Source organism: Streptomyces ipomoeae 91-03, assembly GCF_000317595.1.
In the GTDB taxonomy this organism is placed as follows: domain Bacteria; phylum Actinomycetota; class Actinomycetes; order Streptomycetales; family Streptomycetaceae; genus Streptomyces; species Streptomyces ipomoeae.
In genome coordinates this window covers 1-11,196 of sequence record NZ_AEJC01000133.1, presented here as the reverse complement: position 1 = coordinate 11,196, position 11,196 = coordinate 1, and the positions used below count along the sequence as shown (strand labels likewise).

The following is an 11,196-nucleotide window of genomic DNA, read 5'->3' as shown; positions in this document are numbered from 1 at the left end:
GGATCTGCCCAGCGCCCGCGCCTCGGGCTCCCACCAGGCGGCACACGGCCGTGGCAGCAGGACGTCACCGCCGAGCGCGGCGGTCAGCGCGAGCAGCAGGGCGGGGGCGCCGGGGGCCGCGACGACCCGGTCGAGCGTGGTGTGCAGGCCTCGGCGGTCCCAGTAGCCGCAGGCGGCGTCCAGGAGCGCCGGTTGGCCACCGGGTGGTAGGGCCTCGGGGCGGGCCGCGGCGGCGGAGAGCACGGCGGCCAGTTCGGGGAGGACCGGCAGGCCCTGGTCGGGAGGGGGCGGGCCATAGCGGACGGGACCGTGGTCTTCGGGTTCCGTCCGCCGCATGTGTGCCTCCGCGCAGTCGTGTTGCGTTGTCCGGCGCCTGGCGCTCCGGGGCGGTCGCTGGTGCGCTCCGGATGTCGATCGCGCTCCGTCACGCCCCGGGACGCGCCGCGTTCGTCCTACGCCCTCGGCCTGTCAGTACCCGGGATCACACGCCTCATGACCACCCGTACGGGTGGCGCCGACCGCCGGGTGGGCGTCCGCCGGCGACCGGTCGGTGTGCCCGGCGGTCACGGCATCCACCGGTCCCGGTTGCGCAGACGGTGTACGACGGCAACGAGCGCGCCGACGATAAGGAGGCCGCCGGCGACCATCGCCGGGACGGAGTCGCTGAAGGCTCCGCCGTCGCCCGCGTGGACGCCGCGCTGGACGGGGGCGGGGGTGTGCGTGGACTGGTGGTCGGGATGGTGTGTCGGCCAGTGGGTGGCGTGGTGGTCGCCCTGATGATCGGGCTGGGGGTCGAGCAGTGGGTCGCCCTGATGGCCGGACTGGGGATCGAGCAGTGGATCGCCCTGATGGCCGGACTGGGGATCGAGCAGTGGGTCGAGCTGTTGATCAGGCTGTGTCGGTTGGTACGGGTCGCCGTGTGCGGGCTGGTTCGGGTCGTCGCCGAGGTGGACGGTGAGGGTGGCGCTCCACTGCTTCTCCTCGCCGCCGGGTGGCGCCGGGCAGCTGCCGTCCACGCCCCACTCGGTGGAGCCGCCCGTCGCGTCCACGCCGATCTCGAAGTCCGCGGCCGGAGCGATGGTCGCGGTGCCCTGGTAGGAGGGGCCACCTGCGGGGTCGTCGTTGCCCGGCAGCCGTTGCAGTGTGACCGTGCCCTGTTCGAAGGCCTGGGAGCCGGCGTCGATGGTTTCGGGTGCCGGTCCGTCGGTCGGATCACAGGAGACGGAGATGGTGACGGTGCCGCCCGGGGCGACGGTTTGCGGATCGACCTGGGCCGCCGGGTCCGCGTAGGCGGCCGGGGCGGCGGCGCCCAGGACGGCGCCGATCAGGGCGGGTGCGGACAGGACATGGGCTGTGCGGCGCATGGGGCGCATGGTCGGGGCTCCTTAGGCCGGCTCCGGCGGTCGGGGCACGACCGCCGTGCCCCGGGCTCCATCAGAGCGGGCCCGTCGGCGCCGCGCGCGCCGCCGGGCGCCATTTGCGGGACCTGTGGCCGCCGAGCGGGTGACGGTTCGCTCCGCCCGTTCGCTCCGCCGGGTTCAGCCGTTGAGCGCCGTTGGGGTACCGGATTCGTTGCCGGCTGCGGGTTCGTCGTGGCTTGTCGCGCCCACGCGGCGGAGCCGCAAGTGGACACAGCCCCGCGCCCCTAAAAACCCGGGATAGGCGACCACTGCGAGCTGCCGGGGCACCGTCGCTGAGCGCGCCCACGCGGCCGAGCCGTATGTCGGTGCAGTCCCGTGTCTCTTTGGGCGTGCTCGGGTTTGGGCTAGTTGGAGAGTGATGCCAGTTCTCGTTCCAAGCCCCGGCCCCGTTTCTCCACCACCGCTGCCGCCACCTCGGAGAGTTTGCGGTTGGTGGACTGGGAGATGCGGCGGAGGACGGTGAAGGCGGCGTCCGCGTCGCAGGCGAGGACGTGCATGACGATGCCGCAGGCCTGGTCGACGACGGGCCTGGTGCGCATGGCGGTGCCGAGTTGGTCGAGTTCGGTGAGCGCGGCGCGGTAGGAGCGGTCGCGGGCCATGCAGGACGTGGCGAGGTCGCCGAGCGCGCGGGCGGGGCCGTGCGGGACGTCCTGCAGGACGCCGGGCCGGAAGCTGTAGAGGCTGAGGGTCACGGTCAGGCCGGAACGCCTGAAGGGGATCGTGACACTGGACCGTACGCCCGCGTCGAGGGCGACGGCCCGGTACTCCGGCCAGCGTTCGTCCCGCAGCAGGTCCGCCGAGTCGACGGGCTCGCCGCGCTCCAGCGCGGCTGGGATCGGGCCGTCCCCGCAGCGCAGTTGCACCGAGACCAGTCCGGCGAGGTCGGGATGGGTGACCGCGGCGGGTCGTTCGCTGCCGTCCTCGCAGACCATGCTGCTGGCGCCGCAGCAGTCGTTGGTGCAGCGGGCCGCCTGTTCGGCGAGTTCCGAGAGCCGCCTTCCCGGAAGGGCCGACTCCGGGGATTCCGTGCCCAGAAGGCCGAGCTGTTCGGTTTCCGGCATGATGCGCTCCTCCTTTCTCCCTCTCTCTCCCCCCACTCCCGGTCGCCTTCCCGCTCACCTGCGCGGAAAACAGATGTACGGGGTTCCGACGCCCGTCTCCGCGCGCCGCCCTCCGCCCGTCACCGTCGGCTTCCACCCGGCCGTCCCCGTCGGGGCCTCCCAGGCGTTAACTTCGTCGCATGACGCAGACGGACGAATTCGGTGAGGAACTCGCGGACTTCGTGCGCCGTATCTCCGAGCTCAAGGCGGCCCGGTCGGTGCCGACCGGCGATCTGCCGACGGTGCTGGACGCGGCGATCTTCGAACTCGACCATGTGGCCGACCAGTTGTGGCCGTGGTACGAGCGGCTCACCACGTCCGGCTCGTCCGGCGGGAGCTCTCCGGCCGCCCGGGAACAGCAGTTGCTGAAGGCGGTGTTCCAATGTCTGCCGCTGCCGCTCGCGTTGGTGGACCGCGAGACGGCGGTACGCCGGCTCAACCCGGCGGCGACCGCGTTCACGGGCGTACGGGCGGGTTACGCGACGGGCCGCCCGCTCACCGGGTTCCTGGCGCACGCCGACCGGATAGCGTTCCGGAGCCAGGCGGCGGCCGTCGCCCGAGGCGAGGGGGACCGCAGCCTGACCGTGCACCTCCAGCAGCGCCCCTCGGTGCCGGTACGGGCGACGCTCACCGCGCTGCGCCCCACCAGCGAACCCCGCAACACCGTGCTCGTCGTCCTGCAGCCCGCGGGCGACCGTATGCCCTCCGTCGAGCCTCCCGCCCGCCCCCTGCCCGACCTCACCGAGACGACCCGGCACGCGGCGCTGATGGACCTGCTGGACGCCATGACCACGGCCCTGCTCACCGCACCCGCCGCCGCGGCCCTGGACCGAGCGGCCCATGTCCTGCACGACCGCTTCGCCGACTGGGTGATCGCCGACACGACGACCCCGGACCTCACCCGTACGACGGTCCTGGCCCCCTCCGAGAACGAGGCGCGGCTCCTGGCGGAGCAGAACCCCGCCGCCTGCCCCCTGGTCGTCGAGGCCGCCAGAGGCGGCTCCACCGCCCTCCAGGTCCGCCCCGCCGACCCGGAGGCCTTCGGCCGCGACGACACGGGCGCCCCGGTGCTCGTCAAGGCGAACGTGACATCACTCCTGTCGGTCCCCCTGGCGACCCCGGAGGGCGACGTCAAGGGCGTGCTCACCCTCTTCCGCTCAGGAGCCCGCCTGGCCTTCTCGATGGCAGAGGCAAAGGCGATGGACACGATGTCCCGCCATATAGCCCTGGCGATGGGCAACGCGCCCCAGTAGGGGCCCCCGAGTCAAGCCGAGAGTGGGGGCGCGCCCAGCCAGGACGAACCCGCAGCCGGAACACGCGCCCCGCACCCCAACGGCGTCTCACGGCGCCCGACGGCCCAACCGACCCGACGGCGCCCGACGGCTCAGCCGACGGAGTTACGCCGCGTCCCTCATGACCTGGTCCCGCAGCCGGTCACAGCACCGGCTGATCAGCCGGGACACATGCATCTGAGAGATCCCCATCTGCTCGGCGATCCGGCTCTGCGTCATGTCCCCGAAGAACCGCATGTACAGAATCTCCCGCTCCCGCTCCGGCAACGCCGCCAACCGCGGCTTCACGGCCTCGCGGTCCACCACCGTGTCGAGCGCCGGATCGGGCGCCCCCAGCGCGTCGGCGAGCGAGTACCCGTCCTCGCTGCCCGGCAGCTCCGCGTCCAGCGAGAGCGCGGTGAAGCTCTCCAGGGCCTCAAGGCCGACCTGGACGTCCTCCTCGCTCATGTTGGCGTGTTCGGCGATCTCGGCGTTGGTGGGCCGGCGGCCCGAGATGGTCTGTGACAGGTCCTGGACGGCGAACCGGACGCGGTTGCGCAGGTCCTGGACCCGGCGCGGTACGTGCAGGGTCCACATATGGTCCCGGAAGTGCCGCTTGATCTCACCGGTGACGGTGGGCACGGCATAGCTCTCGAACGCGTTGCCGCGCTCGGGATCGTACCGGTCGACGGCCTTGACCAGGCCGAGCGCGGCGACCTGGCGCAGGTCCTCGTAGCTCTCGCCGCGGCTGCGGAACCGTCCCGCGAGCCGTTCGGCCATGGGCAGCCACGCCTCGACGATCTCGTCACGGAGCGTGTCACGCTGCTGACCGGGGGGAAGGGTGGCCAGCTTCCGGAACGCTTCCGCGGTGTCGGGGGCGTCGTCGTGAGGGTGGTGCTTCGCGCTTGCCTGAGTACGCATGGTGCGTCGCAACTCCCTTGAGGGTGCTGGGATGGACGGTCACCGTGGGGCGCGGGCGGGCACGGAATCGGGCACACCCGTGGCGGGAAAATCGCCTCTCCCACGGACGTGCCTCCTGTCCGAAGCACTGTGATGCGCCTGCCCCGGCCCATGGACGGCAAACACATCGAGGTTTCTCGTGGGCGGGGCGGGTGACTCGGGCTGAAGGTCACCACCCCGGGAGGTCCAGTATGAGCACCACGGTCGCCGATCACATCCTGCACAGGCTGCGGGAATGGGGAGTGGAACATGTCTTCGGTTACCCGGGCGACGGCATCAACGGTCTGCTCGCCGCCTGGGGCCAGGCCGAGGACCGACCGCGGTTCATCCAGTCACGGCACGAGGAGATGTCCGCGTTCCAGGCGGTCGGTTACGCCAAGTTCTCGGGTCGGCTCGGAGTGTGCGCGGCGACCTCGGGTCCGGGCGCGATCCATCTGCTCAACGGCCTGTACGACGCCAAGCTGGACCATGTGCCGGTGCTCGCGATCGTCGGTCAGACGCATCGCAGCGCGATGGGCGGCTCGTATCAGCAGGAGGTGGATCTGCACACCCTGTTCAAGGATGTGGCCTCGGACTTCGTGGAGACGGTCACGGTGCCCGAGCAGCTGCCGAACGTGCTGGACCGGGCGATCCGCACCGCCTACGCACGGCATGCGCCGACGGCGGTCATCGTTCCGGGTGATGTGCAGGAGCTGGACTACTCGGCGCCGACCCATGACTTCAAGATGGTCCCCTCCAGCCTGGACCGCAGTGGCTGGACGGCGATCCCCTCGGCGCAGTCGCTCGAGCGGGCCGCCGAGATCCTGAACGCCGGCGACAAGGTCGCGATCCTGGTCGGCCAGGGGGCGGCCGGGGCCCGCGCGGAGGTGGAGCAGATCGCCGAGCTGCTCGGTGCGGGCGTCGCCAAGGCGCTGCTCGGCAAGGACGCGCTGAGCGACGAGCTGCCGTATGTCACGGGCTCGATCGGCCTGCTCGGCACCCGCCCCTCGTACGAGCTGATGCGTGACTGCGACACGCTGCTGACCATCGGCTCGTCGTTCCCGTACTCCCAGTTCCTGCCGGAGTTCGGCAAGGCGCGGGCCGTCCAGATCGACATCGATCCGCACATGGTCGGGATGCGCTACCCGTACGACGTGAATCTGGTCGGTGACGCGAAGGCGACGCTGGAGCGGCTGATCCCGCTGATCAGGGCGGAAGGGCGGGGCCGTGAGTGGTACGACACGGTGTGCGCGAACGTGGCGCGCTGGCGTGAGGTGATGGCGCGGCGGGCGGAGCTGTCGGCCCATCCGATCAACCCGGAGTACGTGGCGCATGCGCTCGACCCGCTGCTGCCGGGCAACGCGATCATCTCCTCGGACTCCGGTTCGGCGGCGAACTGGTACGCCCGGCATCTGACCATGCGGGACGGCATGCGCTCCTCGCTGTCCGGCACGCTGGCGACGATGGGCTGCGGGGTGCCGTACGCGATCGGCGCGAAGTTCGCCCATCCGGACCGTCCGGCGATCGCGCTGGTCGGCGACGGCGCGATGCAGATGAACGGGCTGGCGGAGCTGATCACGGCGGCCAAGTACAAGGACCGCTGGGAGGATCCGCGGCTGGTGGTGGGCGTGTGGAACAACCACGACCTGAACCAGGTGACGTGGGAGCTGCGGGCGATGGGCGGCGAGCCGTCGTTCCTGCCCTCGCAGGAGCTGCCGGACGTCCAGTACGCCGCCTTCGCCCGTTCCCTGGGCCTGACCGGTGTCCGGGTGGAGAAGCCGGAGGACGTCGAGGCGGGCTGGCGCGCGGGCCTGGAGGCCGACGGCCCGGCAGTCGTCGAGTTCCTGACCGATCCGGCGGTGCCGCCGATCCCGCCGCACGCCACCTGGGAGCAGATGGAGGCCACGGCCGCCTCGATCCTCAAGGGCGACGCGGACCGGGGTTCGGTGATCAAGCAGGGCTTCAAGGCGAAGATGCAGGAGTTCCTGCCGGGCCACAAGGAGAAGAGGGGCTAGGCGAGAAGAAGGGCTAGGCGAGAAGAAGGCCTGGGCGAGAAGAAGGCCTGGGCGAGAAGAAGGGCTGGGCGGTCGATCGAGACGGGTCGGCGCGGAGCGTGTGCAAAACGGGCACGTGGTGGCCGTGTCGGCTCCGGGTCTTCGGGTACGCGTGGGCCCACGAAAGATCTGGAAGATCCGGAGGGCAGTCATGCAGCGAGGCAGCGACCGGTTGAGCGTTCACCGCGACGACGAGATGAAGCACGAACTGCAGGGGTTGCTCCGTTCGGGGCACAACACCCGGGTCGAGGAGTGGCACGACCCGGAACCGCCCGCCGAGGACGACCCGGAGGTCGCCTCCGGGCCGGTGCGGTCCCGGGGCGCGTCCGCCAGGGTCGAGGCGCTGCGGTCGGAACTGGCCAGGTTCCTGACCCGTTCGTCCTTCCCGGCGGGCCCGACAGCACTGGTCCGCGTCCTGCGCGACCGGCACGCCCCCGACACGCTGGTGGAGACCGTGGAGCGGCTGCCGCGCAAGGCGCGCTACGACTCGGTGCACCACTTGGCGGAAGCCGCCGTCCAGGGCCGGGCCGGGAGTCGGGGCGGCGGCGGGCGGACCGCCGAGGAGGGCACGTGACCCACACACGACAGGGAGGCATGGCCGCCCCGCCCACGGGTACTGCGGGCGGGGTCACGCCGACGCGGGCGTGCCCCCTCAGGTGGAGAGAAGCAACGAAAGGCCCAGCCCATGGCTGATTTCGTGAGGGAAGTCATGACGTCAGGCGTCGTCATGGTCCGCCCGGACGCCTCACTCGTCGAAGCGGCGCAGTTGATGCGCGCACAGGACATCGGGGACGTTCTCGTCGCCGCGGACGGCCGGCTCATCGGGGTCCTGACCGACCGTGACATCACGCTGCGGGCCGTGGCCGACGGCGTCGACCCGCTGACGGTGAGCGCACAGGCCGTCTGCACCCCGAACCCGGTCGTGGTCGGCCCGGACGACGCGGTGTCCGTCGCCGTCACGCTGATGCGCGACCACGCGGTACGGAGGCTTCCCGTCCTGGAGGACGGGCACCCGGTGGGCATGGTGAGCCTCGGCGACCTGGCCGTCTCCCAGGACCCGCGCTCGGCGCTCGCCGACATCAGCCGGGCCGAACCGGACACCTGGCCGGGCGCCGCCCCGGCCTGAGATCCAACCCCGAGGAGGTGGCCGTATGGCCCGCGACCAGGTCGCCGAGATCAGCGCGGCGTCCCACTCGGTCGACGTCGGCGAGGCGACCACCCGGTATCTGCTGTACGGCCTCCTGCCGTCCTGGTTCGTGCCGGGCGTGGGAGGTGCCCCCACGCTGATGATGACGCAGGTCGGGGTGCCCATCGCCCTGACCCTGCGCTACGAGATCAATCCCCTGCTGCTGTCGGTGCGGTTGGCCGGGGCGGCGGCGCACGAGGCGACCGCGCTGTGGGACGTGCGGACCGCCGTCCACAGCGACCGCGAGGTCAAGCCGGTCGAGCAGCACATCCACAGCTTCCTGGAGTCGCTGCCCTTCGGAGCGCTCGCCGCCCTGATGTGCCTGCACCACGACCAGGTCGAGTCCCTGCTCAAGGGCGGACGTTCGGATCCGGACGCCTGGCGGCGAGGAGTTGCTGCGCTGTGCACGGGCGGGCCACCGAAGGCGCCGGGCGAGGAAGCAGGAGGAGCACGGGAAGCACCGGAACCGCATCAGCGCCGACGCGGCCACCTGGCGGGCGGCCGACGAGGCGGAGAAAGGAGACTGAGCCCCCATGCGTATCGCGTTTCTGACGGCACCGCAGGGTGTCGAGCAGATCGAGCTGACCGACCCGTGGCAGGCCGCGGCGGACGCCGGCCACGAACCCGTGCTGGTGTCGACCAGGCCGGGCCACGTACAGGCCTTCAACCATCTCGACAAGGCGGACACGTTCGCCGTCGACGACGTCGTGGGCGAGGTGCCGGCCGAGTCGTTCGACGCGCTCGTCCTGCCGGGCGGGGTGGCCAATCCGGACTTCCTGCGTATGGACGAGGGCGCGGTGTCCTTCGTCCGGGAGTTCTTCGAGCGGGGCCGTCCGGTCGCCGCGATCTGTCACGCCCCCTGGACGCTGGTGGAGGCGGACGTGGTCCGCGGCCGGGTCCTGACCTCATGGCCGAGTCTGCGCACCGACATCCGCAACGCGGGCGGCGAGTGGGTGGACGAGCAGGTCCGCGTCTGCGACCACGGGCCGAACAAGCTGATCACCAGCCGTAAGCCGGACGACCTCAAGGCGTTCTGCGAGGCGTTCCTCGACGTTTTCGACAAGGAGGCCCGCTGAACATGGGCGCCCCCAGCGACCGCAAACGACAGCAGCGCGAGGCGTCCCAGGCGGTGGACCCGGCGTCCGGCCCCCTCACCACCGATCAGGGCGTGACCGTCGACCACACCGACGACTCCCTGACCGTGGGCGAGCGCGGCCCGACGCTGATGGAGGACTTCCACTTCCGGGAGAAGCTCACCCACTTCGACCACGAACGCATCCCCGAGCGGGTGGTGCACGCACGGGGCGCGGGCGCGTACGGCTACTTCGAACCGTACGAGTCCTGCGCGGAGTTCACGCGCGCCGCGTTCCTCCAGGACCCGTCCGTGCGCACCCCGGTCTTCGTGCGGTTCTCGACGGTGCAGGGCCCCAAGGGCTCGGCGGACACCGTGCGTGACGTACGGGGCTTCGCGACCAAGTTCTATACGTCGGAAGGCAATTACGACCTGGTCGGCAACAACTTCCCGGTCTTCTTCATCCAGGACGGCATCAAGTTCCCGGACTTCGTGCACGCGGTGAAGCCGGAGCCGCACAACGACATCCCGACGGGCGCCTCGGCGCACGACACGCTCTGGGACTTCGTCTCGCTCCAGCCGGAGACGCTGCACGCGATCATGTGGCTGATGTCGGACCGGGCGATTCCGCGCAGCTACCGCATGATGCAGGGCTTCGGCGTGCACACCTTCCGCTTCGTCGACGCTCAGGGGCGGGGCACGTTCGTGAAGTTCCACTGGAAGCCGAAGCTCGGCACGCACTCGCTGGTGTGGGACGAGGCGCAGGAGTGCCAGGGCCGTGACCCGGACTTCAACCGGCGGGACCTGTGGAACGCGATCGAGGCCGGTGAGTTCCCGGAGTGGGAGCTGGGTGTCCAACTGGTGCCGGAGGGGGACGAGTTCGCGTTCGACTTCGATCTGCTCGACGCCACGAAGATCATTCCGGAGGAGCAGGTGCCGGTCCGCCCGATCGGCCGTATGGTGCTGGACCGCAACCCGGAGAATTTCTTCGCGGAGACGGAACAGGTCGCCTTCCACACCGCCAATGTCGTCCCCGGCATCGACTTCACCAACGATCCCCTGCTCCAGGCCCGCAACTTCTCCTATCTCGATACCCAGTTGATCCGTCTGGGCGGCCCCAACTTCAGCCAACTGCCGGTCAACCGTCCGGTCGCCCCCGTCCGCAACAACCAGCGCGACGGCTACCACCAGTCCACGATCCACGGCGGCACGAACTACTTCCCCAACTCCCTGGGCGGCGGCTGTCCCGCGCACGCCGGTGTCGACGGCCACGCCTTCACCCACTACACCCAACGCGTCGACGGCGCCAAGATCCGCCGCCGCAGCGAGAGTTTCAAGGACCACCACAGCCAGGCCGCGATGTTCTGGAACAGCATGGCCGACTGGGAGAAACAGCACATCGTGGCGGCGTTCCGCTTCGAGCTGGGCAAGGTCGGCGCGCTGACCGTCCGCGCCCGCACGGTGGAGCAACTCACCAAGGTGGACCCGGAGCTGGCGTCCGAGGTGGCCCAGGGCATCGGGGTGCCGGTACCGACGCCCGCCGATCCGGTGTCGTACAAACTCGCCTCCCCGGCCCTCAGCCTGGAGTCCCAGCGCGGCGACGGTTCCATCCGCACCCGGCAGATCGCGGTCCTGGTCGCCGACGGGGTGGACGCCGAGCAGGTCACCAGTGTGCGCGAGGCCCTGGCCGCCGAGGGCGCGATCGTGGAGGCGATCGCCCCGCAGGACGGCACGGTGCGTGGCGCGGACGGCGCGGAGTACACCGTGGACCGGGCCCTGCCGACCGTGGCGTCGGTCCTCTACGACGCGGTTCTGCTCCCGGGCGGCCCGGTGGGCACCCCGTCCCCGGTGACCGACCCGAACGCGATGCGCTTCGTCCGCGACGCCTACCGCCACGGCAAGCCGATAGCCGCCCTCGGCTCCGGCGTCGGCCTCCTGGCCGCCCTGAATCCGGAGGGCCTACGCCTCTCCTCCGAGTTCCACCACGTGGTCTCCGACCGGGGAGTGGTGACGGACACGGCCCAGGGCACGGCCGCCGAGGAGTTCACACGGGAGTTCGTGGCCGCGATCGCGGCCCACAGGCACTGGGACCGCCCACCGACACGCTGCTGACGGTCGGCTGTCGCGCCCGCGCGGCGGAGCCGCACTTCGAC

The 11,196-nt window shown here is 71.1% G+C and carries 10 protein-coding genes and 1 pseudogene; 6 read left to right on the top strand and 5 right to left on the bottom strand.

Translation table 11 applies throughout. The features are described 5' to 3' along the window. The 3 genes and pseudogenes from STRIP9103_RS08830 to STRIP9103_RS08820 all read right to left on the bottom strand — a co-directional run. A pseudogene (locus tag STRIP9103_RS08830) lies at window positions 1-336 on the bottom strand (pyridoxal phosphate-dependent aminotransferase); the annotation flags it as partial. A gap of 227 nt (window positions 337-563) precedes the next feature. After that, window positions 564-1,364, bottom strand: a complete 801-nt coding sequence (locus tag STRIP9103_RS08825; RefSeq protein WP_048819943.1) for a hypothetical protein — start codon at window positions 1,362-1,364, stop codon at window positions 564-566. Between the two features lie 401 nt (window positions 1,365-1,765). Beyond that, on the bottom strand, window positions 1,766-2,482 hold the full coding sequence (locus STRIP9103_RS08820) for an ANTAR domain-containing response regulator (RefSeq protein ID WP_009304442.1): 717 nt from the start codon (window positions 2,480-2,482) through the stop codon (window positions 1,766-1,768). A gap of 179 nt (window positions 2,483-2,661) precedes the next feature. Between STRIP9103_RS08820 and STRIP9103_RS08815 the strand changes: the two genes are divergently transcribed. Beyond that, complete coding sequence (locus STRIP9103_RS08815; RefSeq protein WP_009304451.1) at window positions 2,662-3,774, top strand: PAS domain-containing protein; 1,113 nt, start codon at window positions 2,662-2,664, stop codon at window positions 3,772-3,774. 144 nt (window positions 3,775-3,918) lie between these two features. Here STRIP9103_RS08815 and STRIP9103_RS08810 read toward each other — a convergent pair whose 3' ends face one another. After that, window positions 3,919-4,713, bottom strand: coding sequence for an RNA polymerase sigma factor SigF (locus tag STRIP9103_RS08810; protein WP_009304448.1), 795 nt, complete (start codon window positions 4,711-4,713; stop codon window positions 3,919-3,921). Window positions 4,714-4,943: 230 nt separating this feature from the next. Here STRIP9103_RS08810 and STRIP9103_RS08805 point away from each other — a divergent pair, with 230 nt between their 5' ends. From STRIP9103_RS08805 to STRIP9103_RS08795, 3 genes are all read left to right on the top strand, one after another. Next, entirely contained in the window at window positions 4,944-6,746 is a 1,803-nt protein-coding gene (locus STRIP9103_RS08805; RefSeq protein ID WP_009304450.1) for a thiamine pyrophosphate-requiring protein, read from the top strand. A 190-nt stretch (window positions 6,747-6,936) separates the two neighbouring features. Next, a complete protein-coding gene (locus STRIP9103_RS08800; RefSeq protein ID WP_009304458.1) occupies window positions 6,937-7,359 on the top strand; it encodes a DUF2795 domain-containing protein in 423 nt (140 codons plus the stop codon). Window positions 7,360-7,470: 111 nt separating this feature from the next. Beyond that, a complete protein-coding gene (locus STRIP9103_RS08795; RefSeq protein ID WP_009304437.1) occupies window positions 7,471-7,911 on the top strand; it encodes a CBS domain-containing protein in 441 nt (146 codons plus the stop codon). A gap of 201 nt (window positions 7,912-8,112) precedes the next feature. On the opposite strand, the gene STRIP9103_RS50585 is transcribed toward STRIP9103_RS08795, so the two are convergent. After that, window positions 8,113-8,325, bottom strand: coding sequence for a hypothetical protein (locus tag STRIP9103_RS50585; protein ID WP_199790522.1), 213 nt, complete (start codon window positions 8,323-8,325; stop codon window positions 8,113-8,115). A 179-nt stretch (window positions 8,326-8,504) separates the two neighbouring features. Between STRIP9103_RS50585 and STRIP9103_RS08785 the strand changes: the two genes are divergently transcribed. Both STRIP9103_RS08785 and STRIP9103_RS08780 read left to right on the top strand, forming a co-directional pair. Beyond that, window positions 8,505-9,047 (top strand): type 1 glutamine amidotransferase domain-containing protein, encoded by a 543-nt coding sequence (locus STRIP9103_RS08785; RefSeq protein ID WP_009304453.1) that lies wholly within the window; start codon window positions 8,505-8,507, stop codon window positions 9,045-9,047. A 2-nt stretch (window positions 9,048-9,049) separates the two neighbouring features. Continuing rightward, window positions 9,050-11,155, top strand: coding sequence for a catalase (locus STRIP9103_RS08780; protein ID WP_009304444.1), 2,106 nt, complete (start codon window positions 9,050-9,052; stop codon window positions 11,153-11,155). Window positions 11,156-11,196 lie beyond the last annotated feature (41 nt).

Bases quoted from the DNA above. Each gene is read 5' to 3' on its own strand.
- STRIP9103_RS08785 (WP_009304453.1), top strand. From the start codon at position 8,505: ATGCGTATCGCGTTTCTGACGGCACCGCAGGGTGTCGAGCAGATCGAG.
- STRIP9103_RS08810 (WP_009304448.1), bottom strand. From the start codon at position 4,713: ATGCGTACTCAGGCAAGCGCGAAGCACCACCCTCACGACGACGCCCCC.
- STRIP9103_RS08795 (WP_009304437.1), top strand. From the start codon at position 7,471: ATGGCTGATTTCGTGAGGGAAGTCATGACGTCAGGCGTCGTCATGGTC.
- STRIP9103_RS08805 (WP_009304450.1), top strand. From the start codon at position 4,944: ATGAGCACCACGGTCGCCGATCACATCCTGCACAGGCTGCGGGAATGG.
- STRIP9103_RS08780 (WP_009304444.1), top strand. From the start codon at position 9,050: ATGGGCGCCCCCAGCGACCGCAAACGACAGCAGCGCGAGGCGTCCCAG.
- STRIP9103_RS08800 (WP_009304458.1), top strand. From the start codon at position 6,937: ATGCAGCGAGGCAGCGACCGGTTGAGCGTTCACCGCGACGACGAGATG.
- STRIP9103_RS08820 (WP_009304442.1), bottom strand. From the start codon at position 2,482: ATGCCGGAAACCGAACAGCTCGGCCTTCTGGGCACGGAATCCCCGGAG.
- STRIP9103_RS08815 (WP_009304451.1), top strand. From the start codon at position 2,662: ATGACGCAGACGGACGAATTCGGTGAGGAACTCGCGGACTTCGTGCGC.
- STRIP9103_RS08825 (WP_048819943.1), bottom strand. From the start codon at position 1,364: ATGCGCCGCACAGCCCATGTCCTGTCCGCACCCGCCCTGATCGGCGCC.